Origin of the sequence: Planktothricoides sp. SR001 (assembly GCF_001276715.1) — a bacterium.
GTDB lineage: Bacteria > Cyanobacteriota > Cyanobacteriia > Cyanobacteriales > Laspinemataceae > Planktothricoides > Planktothricoides raciborskii.
This window is the reverse complement of record NZ_LIUQ01000013.1, coordinates 25933-52371: the sequence shown is the minus strand read 5'-3', so window position 1 is coordinate 52371 and position 26439 is coordinate 25933. Positions and strand designations below refer to the sequence as shown.

Sequence of the window (26439 nt, the reverse complement as noted above, 5' to 3'; positions counted from 1 at the left end):
AGGATCGGCAGGCGGGATTAGTTGGCAAGATTAAACTAATCCCGTATTTTCTTTTTATGCATGGGACTTAACCTGAGAAAGCTTTAAAGGTAAAATGTAAGGACACGGCATTGCTGTGTTCTGTCAACAATTGTCAACAACCGCGATCGCAACTAGATCGTCAATCATCACTGATCATGCCCTCAAAATTTGACGTTATCGTTATTGGCTCCGGGATCGGCGGACTTGTCACAGCCACCCAACTAGCTGCAAAAGGCGCACAAGTTCTTGTCTTAGAAAGCTACGTCATTCCCGGAGGCAGTTCTGGGTACTTTGAACGCAATGGCTACCACTTCGACGTAGGCGCCTCCATGATCTTTGGCTTTGGCAAACAAGGCACCACCAATTTGCTCACTCGTGCCTTAGATGCGGTCAATGTCAGCCTGGAAACCATCCCGGATCCGATCCAAATTGATTACCACCTGCCCAATGATTTGCGGGTGCAAGTCCACCGAGACTATGAGAAATTTTTGCAAGAACTGGGAGATAAATTTCCCCAAGAACGCCAAGGGATCCGTAACTTTTATGACGAATGCTGGCAAGTGTTCAACTGCCTCAACGTGATGGAATTGTTATCCCTGGAAGAACTAGGCTATCTGACCCGCGTCTTTTTTCAACACCCTCTAGCTTGTTTGGGTTTGGTGAAATACCTGCCAAAAAACGTGGGAGATATCGCCCGCAAATATATTAAAGACCCAACGCTGCTGAAATTTATTGATATTGAGTGCTACTGCTGGTCAGTAGTCCCCGCAGATATCACCCCCATGATTAATGCGGGAATGGTATTTTCTGACCGACATTATGGCGGGATTAACTATCCCAAAGGTGGGGTGGGGAAAATTGCCGAAAAACTGGTAGAAGGGTTAAAAAAACACGGGGGCAAAATTCAATATAAAGCCCGAGTCGATCGCATTCTCATGGAAAAAGGACGGGCAATCGGGGTGGAACTATCCAATGGAGAAATCTATTATGGCAAACGAATCGTTTCCAATGCGACTCGTTGGGATACTTTTGATAAGTTATTACCGGATACACCCCTGCCGAAAAAAGAACAAACTTGGCGCGATCGCTACCAAGAATCTCCCAGCTTCCTCAGCTTACATTTAGGGGTAGAAAAATCTGTCATCCCCCCAGACACCGCTTGCCATCATATTCTCCTAGAAAACTGGCAACATATGCAAGACCCAGAAGGCACAATTTTTGTCTCAATTCCCACCTTACTCGATCCAGACTTAGCCCCAGAAGGATATCACATCATCCATAGCTTTACCCCCGATTGGATCGCTCCCTGGAAAGGACTCTCTACCACCGAATATGAAGGCAAAAAAGAAACCGCTGCCGGACGAATCATCGAGCGATTAGAAACTATTTTTCCTGGATTAGATGCCGGACTTGATTATATGGAAATCGGCACTCCTCGCACCCACCAAAAATTTTTAAATCGGCACAATGGCACCTATGGGCCAATTCCCCAGCGGAAACTTTTAGGCTTATTACCCATGCCATTTAATCGCACATCTATTCCGGGATTATATTGCGTGGGGGATAGCACATTTCCCGGCCAAGGTTTAAATGCCGTCGCCTTTTCTGGCTTTGCCTGCGCTCATCGCATCGCCGTTGATTTAGGCTTCTAGGGATATATCTATCAAGATATGTTTTATGTCAGGTGGACATTTGCCACCTGACATAACCATCATCCAAAATCAGGCGACGATCGATCGACGATCTACAGGCATTGATCCCAGCCGCATCCGTGAGCCTAGGGGAACAGGGAAGTTGAAGTAGCAAGTGCAACGACCTGAGATTTGAAGTAGGTTGCATCCAAGAAAAATGGATTCTCCAAGAAAACCTGTAACTATTCGGAGTATCGTAAAGATAAGTTAACTTCTAAGCAATTACACCATGAGTCTTGGTAATTTGCGCGATCTTTACCAGCAAGTTATTCTGGAGCGCTACAAAACCCCTCGGCATAAGGGGACAACAAGCCCGGTTCACTGTCGCCAACGCGGCCACAATCCCTCTTGTGGTGACACCATTGAGATCACAGTCCAGCTTAATCAAGCGGGCGATCGCATCGAAGATGTGAAATTTGAAGGGGAAGGCTGTGCCATTTCAATGGCTTCTGCGGATCTGATGGCAGAAGCATTACAAGGAAAAACCATCTCTGAAGCCCTGGAAATGGTCAAACGATTTCAAGGCATGATGAAAGGGGAGGGAGAATTTCCCAAAGAACACCGCAAGCTAAACGTCATGCAAGGAGTCGCTCAATTCCCTGTGCGGATTAAATGTGCTAATCTTTCTTGGCACGCTTTAAAAGCCGCCTTGGAATCGCCAAACCCTGACTCGGTTGAGTTTGTCAGCAACGAGACGGAAACTTGAGTAAAAAAATTCTTAAAATTCTTATGATATCCAATGATCTGATTCTGATGGCTTCAAAGTGGGTGGGAATTGGCACCCTCGTTTTTGCGGTTTTGACCGGATTGAGCTTTATCCTCAGATGGGGATTTAGATTTCGCTTGGTGGGGATCACCAGTTTTATGGCTGTCCTGACGGGTGGATTATTTGCCTTGGGGGTGAGCTTATATGTTCGCACGCCAATTCCTGGGGCGGTAAAGTTTTCTCTAGTTTACGATGATGCCGCCACTCAAGCGGTGATTGCTGTACCGGCGACGATTACTGAGTCAGAACTTGAGGCCACCCTGCGTCAAGCTGCGGCGGATCTTTATTCCCCCGGTCGTTTTAGTCGCAACGGGGAAGATAAACTGACTATTCGGGCGCGAACCGTATTGCATCCTGAACCGGGTATTTCTGAGTTGCTTTATTTGGGTGAGGTGAAGCGATCGCTTGGCACTCGCGATGACGATCAAATGGAGATTCAAATCTATCCGCAGAAAATGGCTTTACTCTCCAAAGCCCAAAAATCTTAAAGCCATCAGGGAGCAATTTTGGCTAGTCTGCCAAGAAAAAAATCCGCAAAAAACCCATTTGCTTACATTACAGCTTATGTTAAACCCCTGGCTTTTCTCAAAGCCAGGGGTGTAGTTTTTGTCAGGGGATCCGTCATGGCCATCAGCCAATGAAGAAAAGGAGATGGTTTGGCAAATGCAGCCCCATAGATAGTTAAAGATAGCAGCGGCAGTATTTTGCGGATTTTTAGTTTTAGCAAATTGACTGGGCTGGATTTTTCCAGTTTTAATAAAATTTAAATAAAATTTATTTTATATTCGTAAATTAAATTTGCTTAACTTTGCCAAAACCTATCTAAAATTAAAAGTTTTTTTCTCCTACAGGTGTTAATTCCGGAAAAATTTTTCAGTTTTGCATAACCAATGACTGTAGATATAATAAGAGTAAAGGTGTGTAGTGTTTAGACCGCAGAATTCTATCCGCATAGATAGATGCGGGCAAAGCCTACACAGGCTTGGTTCTGGCCAAGTGTGTGTTGTGTGATTTCTCTAATTCAAACAAAAAGTTGAGAGACCCTCACTGCCAGGTAAGAGCTTCTCAACCACAGCAACGATGGCTTTTTGGCGATCGCTGCTAATAATGTAGATAGATGCACCTGATGTTTGATAAATCCCTGATGAGTTGACTCCCTGATGTTGTGTACCCTGATGGTTTTATTCCCTGATGATAATGCACCCTGATGGTTTAGTCCCTGATGGTTCAAGTCCCTGATGGCTCAGGATCCTCTCCCCAAACAAGAAGGATTGGTGCAAGATTGTGGAAACAGAGATCCGTCATTGAAGACAGTTCAGTTTCAACAGGCTTGGCCTGTATGTGTCCATTATTAACGGCTGAGTGGTCAAACCACAAGAGGTCTATTGCAAAGGCCCACTTTTGAAGATTGCAATTGCTTCAAAAGTGACATTTTTAGGAAAGCAGGGTACATCTCATGAAAAAGAATATTCTCGTAGTTGCGGCGCTTATCTCCGCCAGCTTTGCCATATTTAACCTTGGCAGTGCCAGTGCGAATCCGCTCAAAGCATCGGCTTCAGGTTTTGCCTGGGAAAAATCCTCTGAAATGCTCCAAAATAGTCGTTCTCAAGGAACGAAAGAGAGCGATAAGCAAGGATACACTGGAACTGATGAGGATGGCGATACAGAGGAGATTCAAACGAAATCATAGGTTAATCACCGTGAGAGTAATTCGCCAGCCAGCGCGGAAATAATCTGAAAATATATTTTTCAGGTGGGTAGAACTTCCCCAGCAATTGCTGATGCCAAGCCTTCCATTGCTGCTCTGTTCTACCCCTCTGGCTATCTGTAATCACAAACCCGTGGCATCATCGACCATGACTATTACAAGACAACGAGCAACCATCAAAACCCAAGGCAGACGTCAAGCAACTGCCAAAGAAAGAGAACTGATCCATTTATTAGCAAATTTGGGTTGTTCTCTGTCGAGATATGGCTTTCAACACGCCACCAAGAAAGGGGAAATTCCGCCCGAAGAGCGGTTGCGTTTGGCCGAATGGCACTATCTTCGAGTGCAACAAATTCGCCGAATTGAGCGCAGTTTAGAGCCTGTGGCCACCCTAAAGCGAGTTTACTTTAAAAGTGACTTGAGTCCCCGCCGTCTGAAATCCTTAAAGCTGGTCTGGGTAGAAGACGACCGAGAAAAAGTGAAACGGATTAATCCAGAATTGGATGACATCCTCACTTTAGCCTTGGATCGAGGAGACACGCTCAAACAGGTGTTTTATATTCTCGAAGTGGGCGATCGCTTATTTTCTCGGACACCCCAACGAGGCAAAGTGCCGCTTTGGGTTAAAGAATGGGAAGATTCTGATTACGATATCAATTTTTTCCCCCCTTCTTTCCCCGACTGGGCGCAGATTGTGGACGATTAAATCAAGTAACTCGCTGGGGATTTTTCATCAAGATGGTCGCATCTACATCCAGAAAAACCAGGGCATCCAGAAAAACCAGGGCTGCTCAATGGACGGTTCCCCGACCTAGGGGTTCGCCTTGGGTCGGGCAATCGGACAAAATCATTTTTATCTTGTATCTTTATCTTGATCAATGCGATCGCTATTCCTCGGAATCCAAAAATGATTCGACCGGGCGATCGCATTGATTTATGCATCTAGGACTGACGCTGAAACCGGGTGTCTAGGATGTAAGGGATAACTCAGCACTGAGCATTGGTTCTCCGGGAACGCGCTGAATCAAAAATCCTAATTTTTTGCCAATATGCTGCATCACGAAATTATGTCGGAGAATTTCCGCCCGGATCACGGATAAATTTTCTGCCCGACCAATAGAAATCAGTTGGCGCAAGAACTCAGTCCCCAACCCTTGTCCTTGGAACGGATCGCTGACCAACACAGCAAACTCCGCCTCTTCTTTGTTGCTGTGCAATTTGGATAATCGACTAATTCCCAAAATTTCAGGTTCCTGGGTTTCCGGATGCCGCCGCACCCCAATCAAGGCAATTTCGCGATCGTAGTCAATACAACAAATCCGGGACAAGCGTTGGTGGGCGAACAAACGACTGGTTTTAAGAATTTGCGCGTAGCGCAAATACAAACTGCGTTCTGAGAGAGTTTCATGGAACTTCTGCACCATCGGCTCATCTTCGGGTCGGATTGGCCGAATCTTCACTTCTTGCCCGTTCTTGAGCGTAATCTTGGTGATATATTGATTCGGATAAGGACGAATCGCGGGTTTGGGGATTTGGTCTTCGGTGATATCCAGGTCGTGAAGCAGTACGCGGGCATCCAAGGCCACTAGACCAGCCTCAGAAACCAACAAAGGATTAATATCAATCTCTTTAATCAAAGGATGCTCAACGATCAGTTGAGAAAATTGCACCATCAGCCCTTCGAGGGCTTTTAGATCCACGGGTTTCCGTCCGCGCACTCCTTGAAGAGCCTTATAGATTTTGGTTTGTTCCATCATCCGCCGCGCCAAGGTACTGTTGAGTGGTGGCAACCCTAAAGCCCGATCTTTAAACACTTCCACCAGTTGTCCCCCAGAGCCAAACAGCATCACTGGGCCAAATTGAGGATCGAGACTACTGCCTAAAATCAGTTCATAGCTATCTTTGAGTTTGATCATCCGTTGCACGGTGACACCTTGGAAATGCTCGGCACCGACTTTTTCCGTCACAGAGGTTTCAATTGCCCGATAGGCGTGTTGGACTTCTTCGGCATCCACCAGATCCAACCGGACTCCACCGACATCAGTTTTATGGGTGATGGTTTCCGAGAAAATTTTCAACACCACCGGATAACCCATTTGCTCGGCCATTTCTACGGCTTCCGCTTCACTGGTGGCCAAGCGGGTTTCCACAATGGGAATATCGTAAGTGGCGAGTAGCTGCTTGGATTCAAATTCTGTCAGGAGAAACCGACCGGCGGCTTGTGCTTTTTGAATAATGGCGGCAGCGCGATCGCAACTGGGATATTCTTCCGCATTCTGGGCTAAAGAAGGGGTATCATAAATTCCCTTCAAGTTGTAGCTATATTGCCACATATAATTAAAAATCCGCACCGCCGTATCTGGGTAAGGAAAAGTGGGAATATTGGCCTGGTTGAGAATTTTGGTTCCTGCCGACACCTCGGCACCCCCCATCCAACTGGCCAGCACTGGTTTACGTTTTGCTGACCCGGTTAGCTTTTGAACGCATTGTTTTAAGGTTTCAGCGGTCTGAGTCGGATCGGTCATGGCTTGGGGGGTTAAAATTACCAGCAAGCCATCACTATTGGGATCCTGTGCGGCAATTTCTAGGGTTTTGGCATAGCGGTCTGGATCCGCATCTCCCAAAATGTCAATGGGATTATTGTGACTCCAATGAGTCGGCAGAATTTTATTCAGAGAGGCGATCGTTTCTGGGGATAACTCAGCCAAAGCACCATCTTCACTGATCAGGGTATCGGTAGTCAGCACTCCCGGCCCGCCCGCATTGGTAATAATCGTCAAACGCTGGCCTGTGGGTCGATCTTGCTTGGCCAGCAACTCCGCCATAGAGAATAGATGGGCGATATGATACACCCGCAATACCCCACAACGACGAAATGCGGCATTGAGCACTTCATCACTGCCGGTCAATGCGCCGGTATGAGATGCCGCCGCTTTGGCCGCCGCTTCGGTTCGACCGGCTTTAATTACGATAATAGGTTTGCTTAAGGCGACCTCCCGCGCGGCGGACAAAAATGACCGAGCATTGCCGACGGATTCCATGTAAATGACGATGCTGCTGGTGCGGGGATCGTCCCCTAGGTAATAAATTAAATCTCCCCAGTCTAGGTCTAACATCGAACCAATGGAAATAAAGGCACTAAAGCCAAAGTTTTCTTGTAAACTCCAATCCAAAATGGAGGTACAAAGGGCGCCACTTTGAGAGATAAATCCTACATTTCCCGGACGGGCGATCGTGCTGGCAAAGGTCGCATTCAGTCCGATTAAAGGGTTCATTACCCCCAGGCAATTTGGCCCAATAATTCGCAGATTGCCCCGCCGAGCATTGGCGAGGATCTGCTGTTCCAGTTTCACTCCTTGGTCGCCAATTTCTTTGAACCCGGCAGAGATAATAATTGCCCCTTTGACTCCGGCGGCGACGCATTCATTGATGATTCCCGGTATGGTTGGAGCCGGAGTGGCAATTATTACTAAATCTACTTGTTCCGGAACCGCACTAATATTTGGATAAGCTTTGATGCCTAATACATTTTTCCGCTTGGGATTGACGGGAAAAATTGTGCCGCCAAATGGACTACTGAGTAAGTTCCACATGACGGTTCTGCCCACACTATCGGGAGTTTCTGTGGCGCCAATTACCGCTACGGTTTTTGGCGCAAAAATTGCATCGAGGGGCTGTTTTTCATAACCCAATATATTATGAGCAGGATCGGCAGTTGCCATCTTTAATATTTCCATTATTTAGCTCCAAATAACTGAATTATCTGCTGATAATTTCATCAAATATTGATCGTTTTTTGGCGATATCCGCTAGACTCTATCCACACTTTTTTCACCCCAATAAATGGGTAATAAGATGTATTTTGGGGTGGGTTCAATGCTGACCAGACTATATCAGTAACTCCATGATTATTTGACCCATCATTTGAGATGGTGGTTCCAATCATCTTTAATCTTAAAGACATTAGCTAGACATAAAAAGCTGATCGACGATCAGCGCGATCGCCGATGATGTTGAAGATGATGTTGAAGTTTTCCCTCCCCCCAATCCACCTTAATCAGGGGGCAGGGGTGTGATGTCATTATTTGTGAATAATGCTTATCGGTTTGGCTAAGGGGTTGCCGTGAAGAACCTAACAGAATTTTTCTCTCAGGTTCGGATGAGCAAATTTTGGATCGATCGCCCTTGGTTTAGCCCGTATTATTGAAGACTTTGGTTTACACAAAATAAGCGAATTCACCGTTGGCGATCGAGACTACCGATATTTTTACCGATATTGTGATCCGAGGAAGAGGTACTGCTATTCTAGCGTATCGATATGTAAAATTACTCAGAAAGAGATACATTTTCGCCGAAGGGGGAGATCCGGGGCAGTGATCGCCCGTTCGCGCAGGATCCCCCCTTCGGCGAATCGCGAGAATCGCCTATTTAAATTAACCCCGCAGACTCATAGAGTCTTCGCATCAACGCCATAATCTTTTTCCCATATTGCAAATCCACAGACCAGCGACCACTGAGTTGATCCACTAAAGGGGCAACTCCTCGCGTGACAAACCGAAATCGCGGATCTACGACGTCTTGAACCAAAGGTTCAGTGCTGGCATAAGCTTTTAACCGTTGAATATGGGCTCTCACACCAATTCGTGCACTGGGGAAAGAGGCAGATGCAGTGGCTCCACCGATCGCACCTAAACTGGCAAAATTATTTTGATTCGGAGTAATGTCCCCACCAAAGCGGAGAAAATCCGTTTCTAAACACATTTGACAGAAAGCGATGTCATAATTTACCCCCTCAATACTGCCTTCTTCTCGATAAATTTTTGAGAGGTCGGGAAACTGATTAATTGCCGCTTCATTGTTACTTTTTAAGAACATCATTAGCTGAACTTCTGAGGTGTTGCCATGCCCCATGATGCGATCAAAGGCTCCTGGACATATCTGCACAATAGATCGCAGCAAGACAGTTCTTGTGTCAGCATTCCAGCCAACAGATATGGAAAAATCACGAAGTTCAACTGCCCTAATATAAACAATATTTTTGTAAGTGATCCGACGAATCTCAGTGACCTGAGAAATATTCACTCCCAAGCTATCCGCTAAATCAATGGGAATAAACGCATTGCCATTCACAACAATGCCGCCTTCCCCATAGATTTGACCATTAATATTGATATTAATTCGGCTATAAGTAGGTGTGGGTGTGGGCGTCGGTGTGGGCGTCGGTGTGGGCGTCGGTGTGGGCGTCGGTGTGGGCGTCGGTGTGGGGGCTGGAGTAGCCCCACTCCAAGCGATCAGTCCCTCGGCAAGTCCGATCGCAAAGTCTCGACGGCGGTTTTGCAGTAAAAAGCGATCGTCTGGGTTGGTAATATAGCCCAGTTCGATCAACAGCGATGAGACACTCACCCATCGACAAAAGGCCAAACTACCCAAACCAGACATGGTGTCTGCAAAAACCCCTTGACTGGGCAGTTGTGGCACCCGTCGCAATAAGGCCAGCAGGAGATTTTGGGCGTCTTGTCTTCTTTGGGTGTTGTTGGCAATATGATAAACTCTGGCCCCACGGGTGGCGGGAGTGGACGCCGACCCTAAGTGAATTTCTAAGGCTACATCCCCAGTTCTAGCCCTGGAGTTGATCCAATAAATGGATTGTTCCATACTCAGGTCATCGGGAACCGATAAAACTTCTATCCGGCGCGATCGCAGTTCGGCCACAACCATATCTCGCAGCAAGATCATTTCCTGGGCTTCCGTGGTGCCACCAGCGATCGCACCGGGATCGATCGTCCCATTTTCATAACCCCCATGACCCGCTGAAATAAAAATTCGTCCCATTGAGATTTCTCCCAGCCTTAAAAATGGATACTTGTAGATTGATTAAATTTAAAATCCCTTGGCGATCCTACCACTTGCGCCCCTTTCTTCCCCAGGGGGCTAGGAGATAGATTCACTGGGGAGGGGTAAAACTTATGATCTTAAGCTGATGTTCTGTGAGCCCCCAGGCTCTCAAACAAATAACAAATCACCAATTATTAATAATATCTTTAGGATCGCCGGAATTCTGTAGTCAAAGAAAATCAAATTCCAAGATAACTAAATTCGGAGCCCCTTCAGTGATACCCTTAAAGATGGCATTTTAAGGGTGACAGACCCAGCTTGACCGAATCACTTTATAGGTAAATTCTCTAAAAACGCGCATGGTCACCACATTAGAAAAAACAAACGTAGGATTCATTACCCAGATTATTGGTCCCGTTGTAGACATCAGATTTCCCAGTGGCAAACTGCCGAAGATTTACAACGCAGTGAACATTAAGGGTAAAAACGGATCAGGCCAAGAAGTTTCCGTGGTTTGCGAAGTACAGCAGCTCCTCGGCGACAACCAAGTTCGCGCCGTGTCTATGACCTCCACCGATGGCTTGGTGCGCGGCATGGAAGTTGAAGACACAGGCAAATCCATTGCCGTTCCTGTAGGCAAGGCAACTCTAGGCCGGATTTTTAACGTCACTGGCGAACCCGTGGATAACCTCGGTCCTGTTGGTAACGAAGAAACCTCCCCCATTCACCGCTCTGCGCCAACTCTGGTCGAGTTGGAAACCAAGCCCTCCATCCAGGAAACTGGGATTAAAGTGGTGGATCTGCTGGCTCCCTATCGTCGGGGTGGCAAAGTGGGTCTGTTTGGTGGTGCCGGGGTCGGCAAAACCGTGATCATCATGGAACTGATCAATAACATCGCCAAAGCTCACGGTGGTGTGTCGGTATTTGCTGGAGTGGGTGAACGCACTCGCGAAGGTAATGACCTCTACAGCGAAATGAAAGAGTCTGGGGTGATTAATGAAAAGAACCTCAGCGAATCTAAAGTGGCCTTGGTTTACGGTCAGATGAATGAGCCACCGGGAGCCCGGATGCGCGTTGGTCTGTCTGCTTTGACGATGGCCGAGTATTTCCGCGACGTGAACAAGCAAGACGTGCTGCTGTTTGTGGACAACATTTTCCGGTTTGTCCAAGCCGGTTCTGAAGTGTCCGCACTCTTAGGTCGGATGCCTTCTGCGGTGGGATATCAGCCAACTCTGGCTACGGAAATGGGTGAACTGCAAGAACGGATTACCTCCACCACCGAGGGTTCCATTACTTCGATTCAAGCAGTATATGTGCCAGCGGACGACTTGACCGACCCCGCACCAGCCACTACCTTTGCTCACTTGGACGCTACCACGGTGTTGTCTCGCGGTTTGGCTTCTAAGGGAATTTACCCAGCAGTGGATCCCCTGGATTCGACCTCAACCATGCTCCAGCCAAATATCGTTGGTGAGGATCACTATAATACTGCCCGGGCTGTGCAAGCCACTTTGCAGCGCTATAAAGAACTGCAAGATATTATCGCCATTTTGGGTCTGGATGAATTGTCCGAAGATGACCGCTTGACCGTGGCACGGGCTCGGAAGATCGAACGTTTCTTGTCCCAACCGTTCTTTGTGGCAGAAGTGTTTACTGGTTCTCCTGGTAAGTATGTGAAGTTGGAAGACACTATCAAAGGATTCAAGATGATCCTGTCTGGGGAACTGGACGATCTGCCGGAACAAGCATTTTATCTGGTGGGCGATATTAATGAGGCGATCGCCAAAGCCGAAAAAATGAAAGCCGAAGGCAAGTAATTTTATTTGCTGTTGACCGTTGAAGCTCAATGGTTATTTGTTGGCAAGTTGGCAAGTTGGCAAGTTGGCAAGTTGGCAAGTTGTTTGCTATCTCAAACCAATGACGAATAACGAATAACAGTCAACGGTCAACCGTCAACGGTCAACCGTCAATCATTGACAATCAATCCTCGATAAATTATGACCCTAAATGTTCGCGTAATTTCTCCAGATAAGACCATCTGGGATGCTTCGGCTCAAGAAGTCATTCTGCCCAGTACCACTGGTCAGCTTGGCATTTTGAGCGGTCACGCTCCTTTGCTAACGGCGTTGGATGTGGGTGTGATGCGGGTACGGCCAGAGAAAGAGTGGGTGGCGATCGCCCTACTCGGTGGCTTTGCCGAAGTGGAAAATAATCAAGTCACGATCTTAGTCAATGGTGCCGAACTCGGTGAGTCCATTGACAAAGAAGCTGCCCGGAAAGCATATGCTGAAGCGGAAAAAAATCTGAATGCTGCGGTCACCGGCAGCCGTCAGCAACAAATTCAGGCCAAGCAAGCGCTGAAAAGAGCCCGGGCGCGTCTGCAAGCCGCAGGCGGTATGGTTTCCGCTTAATTTAAGCTTAATTTAAGCTGAAATTCCACTTAATTTAAACTTAAGCAAAGTAATCAAAACCCGGTTTCTACCCAGAAACCGGGTTTCTAAATCTACAGCGTTTTTCTGATCGACCAGGCAAATTGGCTAAGAAAGCGATCCCTTTATGCCTGTTCTCCCTTACAATAACCAGGGGTTAACTACAGAAGCAGGAAACTTACCCAATCTTACCCAAGATTACTCAAATCGTCATAAATTTCCGGAGCAAAGACCTGCGATTGTTAGATTCAGATTGTCAATCTGGTCATTAGTGGTGGTAAGATGGGAGCGGCGTCTGGCGCATCGGAGTCTGAACATGGCACGCATACCGACCATCACTTACGATCGCGGCACCTTATTACTGCATCCACCACCGAAGGGTAAAGCCTGGGTAGAATTTGTCACCTGGGACGACCGGGTGGAAAAATTTCGCATCCCCGCCATTCAATACCGTCCCTTATTAGAAGCCCTTCAAGGGGAAGACATTCAATTTAATGACGAAGCCAAAGGGTTTGAAGCCCTGGAGTTAGTCCCCAGTTTGGAAATGCCCCCTTATCGGCATCAAGAGGAGGCGTTGTGGGCTTGGAAAAAAGCTAAACGTCAAGGGGTGGTGGTGTTGCCCACCGCAGCGGGAAAAACCTATTTAGCCCAGTTAGCCATGCAATGCACCCCTCGGAGTACCTTGGTGGTGGTGCCAACTCTGGATTTAATGCACCAATGGTATGCCCACTTAGAAGCCGCATTTCCTGATGTCGAGGTGGGACTCCTCGGCGGGGGTTCGCGGGACAAAAGCCCAATTTTAATTTCTACCTATGATAGTGCGGCCATTCATGCAGAAACTTTGGGCAATCGTTACGCTTTGATTGTGTTTGATGAATGCCATCATTTACCCACAGATTTTAATCGGGTGATTGCGGAATTTGCGATCGCCCCTTATCGCTTGGGACTGTCTGCCACTCCAGAGCGATCGGATGGTAAACATTCTGACTTAAATTATCTCATTGGTCCCGAAGTTTATCGCCAAACTGCCGAAGAACTGGCGGGAGGTGCTCTCGCTGACCATGAAATTGTCAAAATTAAAGTAAAATTATCCCAACATGAGCGCGATCGCTACAACCAATTAATCAATACCCGCAATGAATTCTTAAAATCGGCGAAAATTTCTCTCGGTAGCCTAGAAGGTTGGCAGAACTTTGTCCAAGTTTCGGCGCGATCGCCTGCGGGAAGAAGAGCCATGTTAGCCCATCGAGAAGCCAGAGAAATTGCCCTAGGAACCGACGGCAAAATGAGAATTATGGCGGACTTACTTGCCCAACATCATCCCGAACGCATCCTCATTTTCACAGCGGATAACTCCACCGTTTACCGAATTTCCCAACAATTTCTCATCCCCGCAATTACCCATCAAACTCCCATCAAAGAAAGGCACCAAATCCTCACCCGATTTCGCAGTGGCGAATATAAAACCCTCGTCGCTTCTCATGTCCTCAATGAAGGAGTTGATGTCCCTGATGCCAGAGTCGCCATTCTGCTTTCTGGGACAGGTTCAGAACGAGAATATATTCAGCGACTAGGGCGAGTTTTGCGTAAAGGCAACACCCCTGATAAACTGGCAATTTTATATGAAGTCATTGCCGAAAATACCGCAGAAGAAAACACCTCTCAGCGACGACATGGAGAGAAAAATGGCGATAAAAATGGGAATAAAAAACCGCAAAAACCGGCCAAATATCAACCCAGACAATTAGAAATTGTCCCCGAGCCAAACCCTGAAACAACTAAATCACCAGAACCCCCCATTCCTTTATATGGGGTGAACAAAACCCCCAGAAAAAAAGCCGCAGAAAAATCAGCAAAATGGCCGAAAAAATCCGATGACCCTGATAAAGATTAAGGGGAAATTTATCTTGATAACAATCGGGCATTTTGCTGGCTATTTTCTGGATCTAAAAAAACCGGGTTTTTGTGATAGATTCTTAGGCAAAGCTACAGATTTATCAAAACCCGGTTTTTGATTCGGCTTTCGTGCGAACGCGCAGGAGCGTTGCGGAGCAATATCGCGTTAGCGTTGCGGAGCAATATCGCGCAACCCCTTGCGGATGCAATATCGCGGCTAATTAGCGTTGGCGATCGCGGCAACGACTCCCACTTCTTTTTCTTCGTAATCTTGATGTTGAGGATGTATAAAACTCATCAGAATATTTTCCTGAGAAATTCCCATCTCTACCAGTTTTTCTGCGATCGCATCTTCCGTATCATTACGCTGAATCAGAATGCGATCGCCCACAATATCAATATGCACAGCACATTGATGGATGCGCTTATATTTATGCCATCCCACCCACAAAACCATATAGCGCATTCGTTCATCATCAAAAATTAGCTCGATTTTAGAATTCTCATCTTGAAGAGATTCATATTGACCGAGAAAATTTTTCACGCATTCTCTGTAAAAAATTATGTGAGAATCCATTGTAATTCCTCCTCATCGAAAGAAAAAACAATTAGTTTTAACTTGAAATAATTAATCGCTACTTTTCCCACCTGCCTACTGAATATATTCTCAAAAGCGTCAATAGTAACAGCCAAGTAAAGTTCTCTATCCGGTTCTTGGATTTTTAATAATTATCGATAGATGCCATACTGACCTACAGATGCAGTTCCGTGACCTGGGAGTCTGCAATAAAACTCTTGACTTCTACTCCAATTTTATCACGATTTTTGTCAGCCGCTATGATTCTTTCTGCCCCTAAATCAATCGAAAGCTTGGGATCGGATTGCAGAAAATAAGGCTCGTGGGAAATTCTCCAGCCTTCTTTCATTAAAGCTGATTTAACTAAATCGTGATAGGTATCTTTTCTAGACATATTGACTTATTCAATATTTTGTGACAAAATCAGTTCAGTAATGCTTTAGATCTACATATTTTATAGTTTAACTCAAATCATACATTAATAAAAACCATTTTTTATAGTTAGACCCAATCATCAACTATGTTACCCACTGATTTATTAAGCTTGAGAACTAATGGGGAAACAATTATGCCCAAAAACCTGGCAATAAACCCTAAAAATTTGAAGACAGCAGAGCAAATCATCACCTGTTTCCAAGAAGCGGTGGGCTGTTGTCAAGGGGAATTAAATCGACAACTTTTAGAATTAGAAGGGGACAATACCGACTATCGGATTAAACGAGGACTTGCTCATTTATTACGCAGTGGTTTTTGTAAGTTTGAAGTCATTAGTCCACTGGAACCGCAAGAACTCCGATACAGAGTGTTCACCCTAGCTGCCGCAACGGTTCCCAGTCGTCAAGCCACTGAATTAACCTTAGAAAAATTAGCCAGCCAACTAAGTCAAGAACAAGAAAAAGAAATTATTCCCAGCCAAATTCAAGCGGCACTTTATGCGGATTTAGAAGAAAGTAAAATTCTCACGGAATTTGAAGCACCCACTCCAGAAGCGTTGCTAAATCGCTACAATCTTTCCCAAGTACAGGGGATTTTTTACAAGGCCACTCATATTGTGATTCATGCTCATCGGAACGATCCGGGGGAATATAAACTGTTATTCCGCTATCTGAAATTATTTCAACTAATGGCTTATATTGAAGGAGACGCGGATCATGGTTTTACTATTACCATTGATGGCCCGACTAGCGTATTGAAAGTTAATACTCGCTATGGACTAGCCCTGGCGAAAATGTTACCGGCTTTATTGCACGTCACCAAATGGAGTTTATCTGCCCAATTACAAAGCCGTGATACTTATACGAATCAGTGGAAAAGTGGCCGGTTTACCCTAAATTCTGATTGTGATTTAGTCAGCCACTATCCTCCCGGTAAAACCTATGACAGTATGTTAGAGGAATCATTTGTCGATCGCTGGCATCAACAGAAAACCGAGTGGCGGTTAGAAAGAGAAGTGGATCTAATTCCCATTCCTGGGAGTGTGATGATTCCTGATTTTCGGTTGGTGCATCCAGATGGGCGATCGCTCCTCTTTGAAATCGTCGGTTATTGGCGTCCAGAATACTTACGCAAAAAATTTGCCCAAGTCAAAAAGTCAGAATGTAAAAACTTGATTCTCGCGGTTTCCGAACGCTTAAATTTAGAAAAAGCTGGGGTGAATGTTCGGGATGTTTCGGTGCCGATTATTTGGTTCAAAGATAAACTATTGCCCAAGCAGGTCTTAGCCATTATCGATGAAATTATTTAGTAGTTATTAGGGTGGGCAAAATTTGCTCACCCTATCGGATGCTGGACTATATTTCTATATTTAATTACTTTTTAATTAAAAAGTAATTAAATAGTGATATTTAATTACTTTTTAATTACTTTTTTTGTTGCTGATAATTAACATCTAAATGCAAAACCGTATTTATTAAATAAAGATTGATATTTTTTCCGTTGACTTTTAAACCAGTCTAATACCTCAGAGTCTATCCGAATAGAAATCGCTTTTTTATTTAGCGGTTTCAACATTTTTCCTTGTTCCCATAAGCGATCGTCTAATTCACGAATATCAGAAGTATCAATCGCCGAATCTCGAATATTTTGTAACTCTTTAAGTCGTTCGTCTGAGATACTGTATTGTTTTTTTTCTTTTGGGGTAGCTTTTCGATCCGAAATTAAGCGAATATAACCTTGTCTTTCTCCATGGGCAACTCTCACAATCACTACGCCTCGGATTAGACCAATACTAATTTCTCTAATCTCTCCATAGTCGAATCGGTCGTCAACAGCAGTAAAAATAATGCCTTTCAATATTTCTTGGGCGTCTTCAAAGCTGATGCCATGTTTTTGCTGATTTTGTTGATTTTTTTTCTAATCCCATTCAAATTTACTTTATGTATAAAAAAACTATATACAAATTTATAAGCTAAATTTAAAAAATCAATTTCGATTCTGTCAGAAATCTCTCGTTAGCATCCTCGGACTGATAACTTATGACAAATCTCTGCCCCGAACCTCTCTCCTCTCTTAAATGTAAAGAATTGTAACAAGTATGGGGGGTTTTACCCCTCGTATGCTAGATTAATTTCATGTAGATGCACCCTGATGGCAAACGCCCTTTTGTGGGCGTTTTTTTTTGCCCTTCGGTCAGCCAGAGGCTTTTTGCTAGAGAAGCAGGACAGGAGTACCCAGAAAAATCCGCAGCAAACCAGCGGAAAAAAAGACCTCGCAAAGATTTACACTAAAGATTTACACTGGAGAGACAAAAAATTTTTGTCCTCGCTAGATTTCATAAGCATTGGATGACAGAACCTCAAACCCCTGAACCAATTTCCCCCCAACAGCGATCGCCTCGTGGCTTTAGACCTCGTGGCTTTGGATTAATTGCCGGAGCGACTTACCCATTCCGCACTCTGATATTTTTGCGGCACAACCCGAAACTGTTGCAATATATCGTCATTCCTATCCTGGTAAATTTGATTACTGGGATTCTGCTTTATCTGGGTTTGTTGTTTCCCGGCTTAAATCAGATTGATGCCCTGGTGCGGGGTCTGTCCGGTTGGATCGAAAGCTTAATCGCTAATCTTCCCCCTTGGTTAGGGGCTTTGACGATGATTGCGGTGGCGATCGGTTGGTTACTCCGGTTAGTGCTGGTGGCAGGATTGCTGATTTTAATTGGCTTGCTGGTGTTGCAAATTGGCAGCATCCTCGGTGCCCCTTGGTACGGTCAACTGTCTGAGCAAATCGAGAAACTGCGGACAGGTCAGCTACCACCAATGGCAGAGGGAATGGGTGCTTTGCTGCGCGATATTTGGCGAGCATTGATGTTTGAAATTAAAAAATTGCTGTTCGCTGGGGGATTCGGCATCCTGTTATTTTTGCTGAATTTTTTAATCCCCATTGGCGGTACGGTGGTGGCGACGATTATTGGCGTAGGTGTGGCGGCAACTTTGGTTTGTTTGGATTTTTTTGATGGGCCTTTGGAACGTCGCCGTTTAAGTTTTCGGCAAAAATTGAAGATTGTGTTTGGTCATTTACCCGCTAGTGGTAGTTTTGCCTTGGTTTGTCTTTTTTTAATTAGTGTTCCCGTGTTAAATCTGTTGGTTATCCCTATTTGTGTAGCTTCGGGAACTCTGTTTTTCTGCGATCGCATTTGGCCTAATTTGGTGGTAAATCAGCCAGAAGCTAAATAACATCGATGGTTGAAAAACCCTCTACTTTCATATGAATAGAACAATTTCAGCCAGGGTATCAGCAGAAAAACCATAATATTTATCGGGTAAACAATACCTGTTTTTAGAGTTAATTTATCCAGAAAAAATGGTCAGGTTAATTCATCAATTAACCTGACCAAAATCTATTATGAGTTAAAGCTCAAACAGGTAGATGTTTAGATATCTAAATCAGTGAAATTGAGGTGTTTACTGTGTTGTTCAATAAACTCCCGACGCGGCCCGACGCGATCGCCCATTAAAATGGTAAAGATGCGATCGGCTTCGGCAGCATCTTCAATTTCCACCCGTTTCAGGGTGCGAGTTTCCGGGTTCATGGTGGTTTCCCAAAGTTGGTCTGGCATCATTTCACCTAACCCTTTAAACCGCTGAATTGTGTAATTCGCATTCGGCGGTAATTGGGCTAAATGTTCTTGCAACTCGCGATCACTGTAGCAATACACATGATTGCGACCGCGTTCTACCTTATACAAAGGAGGACAAGCAATATACACATAACCTTGGTCTACCAAATCCCGTTGATAGCGATAGAAAAAGGTCAATAATAAGGTACGAATGTGGGCCCCATCTACATCAGCGTCAGTCATAATTATGACACGGTGATAACGCAGTTGATCGGGGTTAAATTCTTCCCCTTTAATCCCCAAACCTATAGCAGAAATCAGCGATTGAATTTCGTTATTTTTGTAAATTTTCGCATCGTCAGTTTTTTCAATGTTGAGGATTTTCCCCCGTAGCGGGAGAATCGCTTGGAATCGGCGATCGCGCCCTTGTTTAGCACTGTTGTGAACAAATATCCCACTGGCTAAAGCAAAGTTATGGGTGTTGGGAACTTCGATATCATAAACATCAAATCGTTCCTCCATTGGTTCCACCGAAATAATCTGATGGTTGTAGTTGCGAATAGCATCCCGCGCCCGGACATCATCCCCATCAAAATAGCGATCGCAAAATGTTTTAAACGTCAACAGAGAGCGATCTTTTTGACATTTACGGTATGACTCATAAGTTTCCACATCCATATAACCGCAATAGGTGTGAACTTTCTTTAAAGCTTCAATAGTTTTGCGGTAATAGGTTTTATCCAACGCCTCACGACGCTTGCTGCGAAACTCTGGAGTCCATTGCTCCTTGGTTTTTTCCCGGCGCCATGCCAGCAAATCCTCGTCTTTCCATTGCTCCTTAGCCATCTGTGAATACTGTTCCCGCAGATGGGGATGATAAGCAAAATACTCCCGCACTCGTTGGGCTTGCTCCTCACGATGGGCTGGATCGCTCCAATACTCCCGCTGTACTCGGTCAAGTCGTTCCCGATTTTCCAAGCGGTAGGATTCGTTACTATCATAAAACTCTCGCCACTTAGCCATCATATAGGCTTTATGTTCTGGGGATTCCCACAGAGCCTTGGCGTTGGCTGAAAGCATCTCTCGGGTGTCCGGTTGAAGCATCCGCTCGCTCATCATAGCCCGAAACTCTGGACTCTGATGAATGCGTCGGCTCTTTTCGATCACATCTGGACGATGCAATGTTTTCTCCAGATGAGCCCGATGGAGGGCTAAATGTTCTTCCTCTGGAAGTCGCTGAATATTGGTCGGATTATTGTTCAGCTTGTTGAAATCTACATGATGTCGGTGGTTGCCATCTGAAGTTTGATAAACCCCATGTTCCAGATTATAAAAATCCGCCAACAGATGAGTATAGATCCAATCATTGCGCTTCGGACTCCAAACCATTTCATACCCCTTCAACCCCGTGCCGTTCTTATTTTTTTCAGAAAGACACTGGTAAAAAGGCATCAAATGATCGTCCCGTGTCAGGGAAGCTGCTGGTTTATAAGTCCCATCGCGCAACATAAATGGATGATCGGGAGTGCAGATGATCGTTTCCCCACTGTCCAATGTCACCTTAACTACTTCCGCATTGGCCTTAGTCATCCGAGCGTTAATAATCCGCTCCACCGCAATGTGACCATCATCCCGAATGGTGTAGCAGAAATGTTCTTTCCCCGCTGCCTGTTCCTCAACCAACTCTTTAAAGCTCAAACAGCGCCCATCCGTTAAAACAAGTTCAGTTTCTCCAAAAAAACAGCCACTGGCGCTGTCGCCTTCGACCAAATATATCTCACTTTCTGAGGCTTCTTTGGAGCTACAATCGGCCAATTTACCGGGCAGTGGAGACGACTCTAGCACTGACTTTCGGCGGACTTGTTCCCGTGCGAGACGTGCTGCTTCAGCGGCTTTAAATGCTTGGATCGCTTTATCTAAAATGGCATCCGCAATATGGGGGCGAAAATCCAAATACTCGGTGAGCACTTGAGCCACCAGAGAATCAACAATCCCCCGAACTTCTGTATTCCCCAACTTAGTCTTGGTTTGACCTTCAAATTCCGGGTCTGGCACCTTCACGGAAATCACAGCGGTTAAACCTTCCCGGATATTTTCACCGCCCAGGTTGGCATCTTTCTCTTTCAGTTTGCCGCGTTTCCGGGCGACGTTATTCATGCTGCGGGTCAACACCGCCTTCAGACCTTCTAAGTGAGTGCCGCCATCAATAGTGCGAATATTGTTGGCAAAACCCAGTAGGTTATCGTTGTAGGCATCGGTACACCATTGCAACGCCACTTCTACTTGGACATTGTTGCGATCGCCGGAAATATAGATAATCTCCTCATGTAGGGGAGTTTTTTCCCGGTTCATATAGGCGACATATTCTTGAATGCCTCCTTCATAGCAGTAGGTTTCGCTGTGAGGTTTGTCGCTGCCCAACAAATCCAAGCGGTTGTCTGTAAAAGTAATTTTCACTCCGGCATTCAGATAAGCCAGTTCCCGAATCCGTCCGGCAATGGTTTTATAATCAAACTCAATGCCGGTGGTGAAAATGGTGCTGTCTGGCAGAAAGCAAACCGAGGTGCCGGTGCGGTTTTCTTTGTACGGCTTGGCTTCCAGTTCCCCGACGGGTTTGCCTCGTTCGTAGCGTTGATTATGGACTTTGTTGTCGCGCCATACGGTGACTTCCACCCATTCCGATAAAGCGTTGACCACGGAGACGCCCACCCCGTGCAAGCCACCAGACACTTTATAGCCGCCACCGCCAAATTTACCGCCCGCATGGAGTACAGTCATAACCGTTTCCAGGGCAGATTTGCCGGTTTTAGAATGGGTATCCGTGGGAATCCCTCGACCATCATCGGTGACGGTGACAGATCCATCGGCATTTAGATCCACTTCTATGTGGGTGCAATAACCAGCCAGCGCCTCATCAATGGAGTTGTCCACTACCTCGTAAACTAGGTGGTGGAGTCCGCGCGGGCCGGTTGAGCCGATATACATTCCAGGTCGTTTGCGTACTGCTTCCAAACCTTCAAGAACCTGAATTTGATCGGCGCTGTAACTACTGGTCATAGTAAAATTGCTCCAATTATGAGGCGAATAGCCTATATTAACCGTTGAGATATGAAAAACTTTAAAAAGTTTAGCACAAAACGGTTATAGGCGATGATAGAGCAATTTCCTGTAAAATTTATCAGGGGGGTGCAGGGTCTATTGTTGCTGTAAAATTCAACTCAGTTGGCAGTTAGAGAAAATTTTATGGGCGGATTAATTGTAATTTGTGGAGCAACGGCTACGGGTAAGTCGGGACTGGCGATCGCGATCGCTCATCGTTTGCATTCTATTATAATTAGTGCCGATTCGCGCCAAGTGTATCGAGATTTTGACATTGGCACCGCTAAACCGACGCGGGAAGAGCAACAGCAAGTCCCGCATTATTTAATCGATATCTGCGATCCTACGGAAACTCTCACGGTTGCAGATTATCAACAACAAGCACAGTCTTTGATTGCTTCTACACCATACACCCCTCCACCCCTCCTCGTCGGTGGGACGGGTTTATATATTAAATCTGTGGTTAGGGGGATGAAAATTCCGCGAGTGCCACCACACCCAGAACTGCGATCGCAGTTAGCTGATTTGGGGCAATCCCAATGTTATTCAATGCTGCAACAGGTAGACCCGTTAGCAGCAGCGAAAATTCATGGCAATGATTCGGTGCGAACTTTACGGGCTTTGGAGGTTTATTATGTGACGGGGTGTCCGATTTCGCAACAGCAGGGCGAAAATCCACCGGGCTATCCGATCTTACAGATTGGGTTAGACTGCGAAACCCAGGCATTGAGCGATAGCGCATCCGCGCCGCTTCGCGATGGCGCATCCGCGCCGCTTCGCGAACGCATTTCCCGACGGACGCAACTTATGATTTCGGCGGGTTTTGTGGCCGAAGTGGAATATCTTTGTGAAAAATATGGCAGAGACTTACCGTTGCTGAATACCCTGGGTTATGCAGAAATTAAAGACTATTTGGCGGGAAAGATTAGCTTAGAAGAGGCGATCGGGCTGACTATTTTACATACTAGGCAATTTGCCAAACGGCAACGTACCTGGTTTCAGCGGGATGCAGACATTGAATGGTTTAATGCGGATGACCTTGATTTAGTAGAGCAAGTCTGGCAAAGGATTCAAGAGTTTATCGAAAAGTTATCATAATCAACAAGCCTGTTTAACCTGGAGGTGTTGGTATGCCTTCTCCGTTTCCTGGGATGGATCCGTATTTAGAAGATCCCCAAGAATGGCCTGAAGTTCATAATCGATTGATTGTTAACTTGGCAGACTGGTTGAGTCCTCAGTTGCGTCCGACCTATCGAGTGGCGATTGAAAAGCGGACTTATCAGACTGATGTGGATGATTTTTTATTAGTCGGTCTTCCTGATGTAACAGTATGGCAGCCCAAATCATCAACCCCATCAAGTCAACCACCAAGATATTCTACCGCTGGTACTTTGGCGTCAACCAAAGATCGACCGTTCGCCGTTACCATGCCAATGCCGACTACGGTTAAGGAAGGCTATTTAGAAATTAGACGAGTGAAAACCGGGGAAGTGGTTACGGCTATTGAAATTTTGTCTCCGAGCAACAAACGTCCTGGAGAAGGTCGGGACGCATATATCCGCAAGCGGAGACAAGTGCTGGGCAGTTCCACTCATTTGGTCGAAATTGATTTGCTCAGAACTGGGGAGAAAATGCCCGCCATTGGTGAAGTGCCACCAACCGATTATCGCATTTTGGTCAGTCGGGGCGATCGGCGTCCCAATGCTATGGTCTATGCTTTTACTCTCCGGGAAGCTATTCCTGTCTTTCCCCTGCCTTTGCGTCCCCAAGACCCAGAACCCTTGGTTGACTTGCAGACTTTGTTAAACAACTTGTACGATTTGGCAGGCTATGACAGCAGCGATCGATTATCGCTTATCGCCGGTTCCCTCACTTTCAGAAGCAGATGCAGCATGGGTAGATGTGCTGTTGCGAGAACAAGGACTGCGGTAGTTGGACAGGTTGGACAGTCTGATTTCTGCTCAGTTTATGATCGGGCTATAATAAACCAATTAATTGATTAAGGAGTGAAAATTGCCAACGGAAGCTCAGTCTTTAAAAGCCGTAATTTTATGTCAATGGCTTTCCAACGGGTTTCAGCCAATTCATGTATTTCGATACGATCATAAATATAAAACGATCTATCTTCAAGCTGGCACATCAGAAGAAATCGCAATTGTAATTTATGCCGATGGTAAATGGGAGTTTGTGTAATGTCCAATTTTCAAGAGATGACAGTTGCTCAATTAAAACAATTCTTGTCAGATCATAGAAGTAATGATGAGATGTTTAGTGACGCCTTGGGAGAACTGTTAAGACGTAATCCCGATCGCCCAATCTATTCAGCCGATATGCCTCCCGAAGAAATTGGCCAAGTGATTCGCGAAAAAATCGAACAGATTAGAAATAAAGAGCAATATAGCTAATCAGTCGGGGAGATCGCCGTCCCAATGCTATGGTCTATGCTTTTACTTTCCGGGAAGCTATTCCTGTCTTTCCCCTGCCTTGGCGTCCCCAAGACCCAGAACTCCTGGCTGACTGGCAAAGTTAAACAAGTTGTAGGATTTGGCAGGCTATGACAGCAGCGATCGATTATGGTTTATCGCCGGTTCCCCCACTTTCAGAAGCAGATGCAGCATGGGCTGATGGTCTGTTGCGAGAAAAAGGACTGCGTTAGTTGGACTGTCTGATGTATCCTTTGTTTGTGATGGTTAATTCTGTAAGCGCGATCGCTCAACCGGAGTTTTTGGGTAGTTTAAGATTAACGGGTTTCGGAAATTCCCGAAATACAGGATAAATTCAGTGGGGGGCGATCGATATATTATAAATGAATCCAATTCAACATATTACTATATGGAATATTCTAGTTTAAATGACCCTACACATTCAAAGCCACCCTTAGAAGATAGAGTAATATGTATTGTTCATCCCAATGAAAATGCCTACTCGGAAACCTTCATTCGTAACCACATTGAACGCTTACCAGCCAAGGTGATTGTTTTACATAGAGGATCACCAGAGATTCAGAATATCGCCGGTCTTGGTCAATTTTTCTGGGAAAATAATGTCGAAGCTGTCTTGGCAGAATATATTCCCACTGGAGTTGCGCTAATGAATGTTTGTGAAGCCGCAGGATTACCGCTGATTGTCCACACTCATGGTGAAGCAATGGAGACTGTGGTACTGGAAAACGAAGGTCATTTCTATCCAGAACTTTTTCACAAATTAGCAGCGATTGTCGCCCCCACTGAGTTCATTAAAACCCAGCTACTCGATCTAGGATTACCCTTAGAAAAAATTCAGGTAAACACCAATGGGGTTGACCCATCTATATTTTGTGGGGCTAATCCTGCTACTTCAGAGCCAGTGTTTCTAGCTGTATCACGTTTGGTCGATCTAAAAGGCCCGCATTTGACTCTTTTAGCTTTTGCCAAAGCTATTCAAGATTTTGGTGAAGCCCATTTAATGATGGTGGGTGACGGAGTTTTATTAGAAAGCTGTAAACAAATTACTAAAGCGCTGAAAATCGAGAAAAATGTAAAATTTTTAGGGGTAAAAAATCCCTGGGAAATCGCTGAATTAATGCGTTCAGCTAGAGCTTTTCTTCAACATTCAATTCAAACATCTGATGGACAATGCGAAGCCCAAGGAGTTGTATTTTTAGAGGCGGGGGCTTCTGGCTTGCCAGTGATTAGCACTCGTAGTGGTGGCATTCCAGAGGTGGTGATAGACGGGGAGACAGGTTTTCTCGTCCAGGAAGCTGATGTGGATGCGATGGCCGATCGCATATTGCGATTAATCAAAGATCCTCTCCTCGCTGCACAACTTGGCCAAGCTGCCAGAAAGCGGATTTGTGCTGAGTTTTCCATGGAAAAAAGTATTAGCGGCTTGTGGTGTATCATAGATACAGCGATTAAACAACACGCGAAGCAGGAGTTGATTTCTAGTTTAAATCTTAGAGAGATTAATTTAATAGTGTTCCCTGATTGGTTACAGCCGGAGAATTCGCTGATTGACCAGTTGGCATCTGTGATATTATTGCTTTTTAAGCATCCAGAGTCAGATCGGATAACATTGCTTATCGATCAGAGTGATGTTTCTGATGAAGAGTCTAATCTAGTTTTATCTACGGTGTTAATGAAAATTATGATGGAAGAAGAATTAGACGATGCAACAGCCCCAGAGATTTGTCTACTGCCAGATTTAAGTGAAAAAAAATGGTTGGAACTGTTGCCTATCCTCAACTATCGCCTAATTTTGAACCAGGAAAAAATAGCTAAAAATCATAGCAGCGAATTGTCAAATTTACCTGAATTAAATCTGGATGAATTAGCCTTGCTGTATTCAGCTAAACAGTCAACAATTACCAACCTGAATTAAG

General features: G+C 45.4%; 25 protein-coding genes and 1 pseudogene. 18 read left to right on the top strand and 8 right to left on the bottom strand.

Annotation, left to right across the window (positions count from 1 at the left end; translation table 11 throughout):
• Positions 1-176: 176 nt before the first annotated feature.
• From crtH to AM228_RS09940, 6 genes are all read left to right on the top strand, one after another.
• Entirely contained in the window at positions 177-1673 is a 1497-nt protein-coding gene (crtH, locus tag AM228_RS09960) for a carotenoid isomerase (protein ID WP_054465966.1), read from the top strand.
• Positions 1674-1941: 268 nt separating this feature from the next.
• Positions 1942-2418: a Fe-S cluster assembly sulfur transfer protein SufU gene (sufU, locus tag AM228_RS09955; RefSeq protein ID WP_054465965.1), complete on the top strand. Its 477-nt coding sequence runs from the start codon at positions 1942-1944 to the stop codon at positions 2416-2418.
• A 23-nt stretch (positions 2419-2441) separates the two neighbouring features.
• A complete protein-coding gene (locus AM228_RS09950; RefSeq protein ID WP_054466038.1) occupies positions 2442-2966 on the top strand; it encodes a Ycf51 family protein in 525 nt (174 codons plus the stop codon).
• An 18-nt stretch (positions 2967-2984) separates the two neighbouring features.
• The gene (locus AM228_RS36140) at positions 2985-3119 is read left to right on the top strand and encodes a hypothetical protein (RefSeq protein ID WP_255353179.1); all 135 of its coding nucleotides are present in this window, start codon (positions 2985-2987) and stop codon (positions 3117-3119) included.
• An 815-nt stretch (positions 3120-3934) separates the two neighbouring features.
• Positions 3935-4168, top strand: a complete 234-nt coding sequence (locus AM228_RS09945; RefSeq protein ID WP_054465964.1) for a hypothetical protein — start codon at positions 3935-3937, stop codon at positions 4166-4168.
• Between the two features lie 91 nt (positions 4169-4259).
• The gene (locus AM228_RS09940; protein ID WP_231636736.1) at positions 4260-4892 is read left to right on the top strand and encodes a hypothetical protein; all 633 of its coding nucleotides are present in this window, start codon (positions 4260-4262) and stop codon (positions 4890-4892) included.
• A gap of 262 nt (positions 4893-5154) precedes the next feature.
• Here AM228_RS09940 and AM228_RS09935 read toward each other — a convergent pair whose 3' ends face one another.
• Both AM228_RS09935 and AM228_RS09925 read right to left on the bottom strand, forming a co-directional pair.
• On the bottom strand, positions 5155-7923 hold the full coding sequence (locus AM228_RS09935; RefSeq protein ID WP_054465963.1) for a bifunctional acetate--CoA ligase family protein/GNAT family N-acetyltransferase: 2769 nt from the start codon (positions 7921-7923) through the stop codon (positions 5155-5157).
• 691 nt (positions 7924-8614) lie between these two features.
• The gene (locus tag AM228_RS09925) at positions 8615-10018 is read right to left on the bottom strand and encodes an N-acetylmuramoyl-L-alanine amidase (RefSeq protein ID WP_054465961.1); all 1404 of its coding nucleotides are present in this window, start codon (positions 10016-10018) and stop codon (positions 8615-8617) included.
• 362 nt (positions 10019-10380) lie between these two features.
• Between AM228_RS09925 and atpD the strand changes: the two genes are divergently transcribed.
• From atpD to AM228_RS09910, 3 genes are all read left to right on the top strand, one after another.
• Positions 10381-11838: a F0F1 ATP synthase subunit beta gene (gene atpD / locus AM228_RS09920; protein ID WP_054465960.1), complete on the top strand. Its 1458-nt coding sequence runs from the start codon at positions 10381-10383 to the stop codon at positions 11836-11838.
• 180 nt (positions 11839-12018) lie between these two features.
• Entirely contained in the window at positions 12019-12432 is a 414-nt protein-coding gene (atpC, locus tag AM228_RS09915; RefSeq protein WP_054465959.1) for an ATP synthase F1 subunit epsilon, read from the top strand.
• Between the two features lie 334 nt (positions 12433-12766).
• Positions 12767-14344 carry a DEAD/DEAH box helicase family protein gene (locus AM228_RS09910; protein ID WP_054466036.1) on the top strand — a complete coding sequence of 526 codons (1578 nt, stop codon included), beginning with the start codon at positions 12767-12769 and terminating at the stop codon, positions 14342-14344.
• A gap of 219 nt (positions 14345-14563) precedes the next feature.
• Here the strand turns inward: AM228_RS09910 and AM228_RS09905 are convergent, their stop codons facing one another.
• The 3 genes from AM228_RS09905 to AM228_RS36135 are packed head-to-tail and all read right to left on the bottom strand — an operon-like array spanning position 14564 to position 15317.
• A complete protein-coding gene (locus AM228_RS09905) occupies positions 14564-14923 on the bottom strand; it encodes a XisI protein (RefSeq protein WP_054465958.1) in 360 nt (119 codons plus the stop codon).
• Complete coding sequence (locus tag AM228_RS36735; RefSeq protein ID WP_082348826.1) at positions 14908-15066, bottom strand: element excision factor XisH family protein; 159 nt, start codon at positions 15064-15066, stop codon at positions 14908-14910. Before AM228_RS36735 ends, AM228_RS09905 begins: the two co-directional genes overlap by 16 nt.
• A gap of 32 nt (positions 15067-15098) precedes the next feature.
• Positions 15099-15317 carry an element excision factor XisH family protein gene (locus tag AM228_RS36135; protein ID WP_082348825.1) on the bottom strand — a complete coding sequence of 73 codons (219 nt, stop codon included), beginning with the start codon at positions 15315-15317 and terminating at the stop codon, positions 15099-15101.
• Positions 15318-15443: 126 nt separating this feature from the next.
• Here AM228_RS36135 and AM228_RS09895 point away from each other — a divergent pair, with 126 nt between their 5' ends.
• Positions 15444-16667 carry a DUF790 family protein gene (locus AM228_RS09895; RefSeq protein WP_054465957.1) on the top strand — a complete coding sequence of 408 codons (1224 nt, stop codon included), beginning with the start codon at positions 15444-15446 and terminating at the stop codon, positions 16665-16667.
• A 137-nt stretch (positions 16668-16804) separates the two neighbouring features.
• Here AM228_RS09895 and AM228_RS36130 read toward each other — a convergent pair whose 3' ends face one another.
• Both AM228_RS36130 and AM228_RS36125 read right to left on the bottom strand, forming a co-directional pair.
• Complete coding sequence (locus tag AM228_RS36130; RefSeq protein ID WP_255353181.1) at positions 16805-16933, bottom strand: BrnA antitoxin family protein; 129 nt, start codon at positions 16931-16933, stop codon at positions 16805-16807.
• A gap of 129 nt (positions 16934-17062) precedes the next feature.
• Positions 17063-17263 (bottom strand): annotated as a pseudogene (locus tag AM228_RS36125) (BrnT family toxin); the annotation flags it as partial.
• A 443-nt stretch (positions 17264-17706) separates the two neighbouring features.
• Between AM228_RS36125 and AM228_RS09875 the strand changes: the two are divergent.
• Positions 17707-18597, top strand: coding sequence for an EI24 domain-containing protein (locus AM228_RS09875; RefSeq protein WP_082348823.1), 891 nt, complete (start codon positions 17707-17709; stop codon positions 18595-18597).
• A 197-nt stretch (positions 18598-18794) separates the two neighbouring features.
• On the opposite strand, the gene gyrB is transcribed toward AM228_RS09875, so the two are convergent.
• Complete coding sequence (gyrB, locus tag AM228_RS09870) at positions 18795-22037, bottom strand: DNA topoisomerase (ATP-hydrolyzing) subunit B (protein WP_054465955.1); 3243 nt, start codon at positions 22035-22037, stop codon at positions 18795-18797.
• A gap of 186 nt (positions 22038-22223) precedes the next feature.
• On the opposite strand from gyrB, the gene miaA reads away from it, so the two are divergent.
• The 7 genes from miaA (at position 22224) to AM228_RS09845 (ending at position 26438) form a co-directional block, all read left to right on the top strand.
• Entirely contained in the window at positions 22224-23177 is a 954-nt protein-coding gene (gene miaA, locus AM228_RS09865; protein ID WP_054465954.1) for a tRNA (adenosine(37)-N6)-dimethylallyltransferase MiaA, read from the top strand.
• 32 nt (positions 23178-23209) lie between these two features.
• A complete protein-coding gene (locus tag AM228_RS09860) occupies positions 23210-24082 on the top strand; it encodes a DUF4058 family protein (protein WP_313890668.1) in 873 nt (290 codons plus the stop codon).
• 10 nt (positions 24083-24092) lie between these two features.
• Positions 24093-24272 (top strand): DUF6888 family protein, encoded by a 180-nt coding sequence (locus AM228_RS09855; protein ID WP_054465953.1) that lies wholly within the window; start codon positions 24093-24095, stop codon positions 24270-24272.
• The gene (locus AM228_RS09850; protein ID WP_054465952.1) at positions 24272-24484 is read left to right on the top strand and encodes a DUF6887 family protein; all 213 of its coding nucleotides are present in this window, start codon (positions 24272-24274) and stop codon (positions 24482-24484) included. The genes AM228_RS09855 and AM228_RS09850 overlap by 1 nt, the downstream gene beginning before the upstream one ends.
• Positions 24485-24513: 29 nt before the next feature.
• The gene (locus tag AM228_RS36730) at positions 24514-24609 is read left to right on the top strand and encodes a hypothetical protein (RefSeq protein ID WP_156331668.1); all 96 of its coding nucleotides are present in this window, start codon (positions 24514-24516) and stop codon (positions 24607-24609) included.
• Positions 24610-24633: 24 nt separating this feature from the next.
• The gene (locus AM228_RS35100) at positions 24634-24735 is read left to right on the top strand and encodes a DUF4058 family protein (RefSeq protein ID WP_231636734.1); all 102 of its coding nucleotides are present in this window, start codon (positions 24634-24636) and stop codon (positions 24733-24735) included.
• A 176-nt stretch (positions 24736-24911) separates the two neighbouring features.
• Positions 24912-26438 carry a glycosyltransferase gene (locus tag AM228_RS09845; protein WP_054465951.1) on the top strand — a complete coding sequence of 509 codons (1527 nt, stop codon included), beginning with the start codon at positions 24912-24914 and terminating at the stop codon, positions 26436-26438.
• Position 26439 lies beyond the last annotated feature (1 nt).

Bases quoted from the DNA above. Each gene is read 5' to 3' on its own strand.
- crtH (WP_054465966.1), top strand. From the start codon at position 177: ATGCCCTCAAAATTTGACGTTATCGTTATTGGCTCCGGGATCGGCGGA.
- sufU (WP_054465965.1), top strand. From the start codon at position 1,942: ATGAGTCTTGGTAATTTGCGCGATCTTTACCAGCAAGTTATTCTGGAG.
- AM228_RS09950 (WP_054466038.1), top strand. From the start codon at position 2,442: ATGATATCCAATGATCTGATTCTGATGGCTTCAAAGTGGGTGGGAATT.
- AM228_RS09945 (WP_054465964.1), top strand. From the start codon at position 3,935: ATGAAAAAGAATATTCTCGTAGTTGCGGCGCTTATCTCCGCCAGCTTT.
- AM228_RS09940 (WP_231636736.1), top strand. From the start codon at position 4,260: ATGCCAAGCCTTCCATTGCTGCTCTGTTCTACCCCTCTGGCTATCTGT.
- AM228_RS09935 (WP_054465963.1), bottom strand. From the start codon at position 7,923: ATGGAAATATTAAAGATGGCAACTGCCGATCCTGCTCATAATATATTG.
- AM228_RS09925 (WP_054465961.1), bottom strand. From the start codon at position 10,018: ATGGGACGAATTTTTATTTCAGCGGGTCATGGGGGTTATGAAAATGGG.
- atpD (WP_054465960.1), top strand. From the start codon at position 10,381: ATGGTCACCACATTAGAAAAAACAAACGTAGGATTCATTACCCAGATT.
- atpC (WP_054465959.1), top strand. From the start codon at position 12,019: ATGACCCTAAATGTTCGCGTAATTTCTCCAGATAAGACCATCTGGGAT.
- AM228_RS09910 (WP_054466036.1), top strand. From the start codon at position 12,767: ATGGCACGCATACCGACCATCACTTACGATCGCGGCACCTTATTACTG.
- AM228_RS09905 (WP_054465958.1), bottom strand. From the start codon at position 14,923: ATGGATTCTCACATAATTTTTTACAGAGAATGCGTGAAAAATTTTCTC.
- AM228_RS36135 (WP_082348825.1), bottom strand. From the start codon at position 15,317: ATGTCTAGAAAAGATACCTATCACGATTTAGTTAAATCAGCTTTAATG.
- AM228_RS09895 (WP_054465957.1), top strand. From the start codon at position 15,444: ATGTTACCCACTGATTTATTAAGCTTGAGAACTAATGGGGAAACAATT.
- AM228_RS36130 (WP_255353181.1), bottom strand. From the start codon at position 16,933: ATGTTGAAACCGCTAAATAAAAAAGCGATTTCTATTCGGATAGACTCT.
- AM228_RS09875 (WP_082348823.1), top strand. From the start codon at position 17,707: ATGACAGAACCTCAAACCCCTGAACCAATTTCCCCCCAACAGCGATCG.
- gyrB (WP_054465955.1), bottom strand. From the start codon at position 22,037: ATGACCAGTAGTTACAGCGCCGATCAAATTCAGGTTCTTGAAGGTTTG.
- miaA (WP_054465954.1), top strand. From the start codon at position 22,224: ATGGGCGGATTAATTGTAATTTGTGGAGCAACGGCTACGGGTAAGTCG.
- AM228_RS09860 (WP_313890668.1), top strand. From the start codon at position 23,210: ATGCCTTCTCCGTTTCCTGGGATGGATCCGTATTTAGAAGATCCCCAA.
- AM228_RS09850 (WP_054465952.1), top strand. From the start codon at position 24,272: ATGTCCAATTTTCAAGAGATGACAGTTGCTCAATTAAAACAATTCTTG.
- AM228_RS36730 (WP_156331668.1), top strand. From the start codon at position 24,514: ATGGTCTATGCTTTTACTTTCCGGGAAGCTATTCCTGTCTTTCCCCTG.
- AM228_RS35100 (WP_231636734.1), top strand. From the start codon at position 24,634: ATGACAGCAGCGATCGATTATGGTTTATCGCCGGTTCCCCCACTTTCA.
- AM228_RS09845 (WP_054465951.1), top strand. From the start codon at position 24,912: ATGGAATATTCTAGTTTAAATGACCCTACACATTCAAAGCCACCCTTA.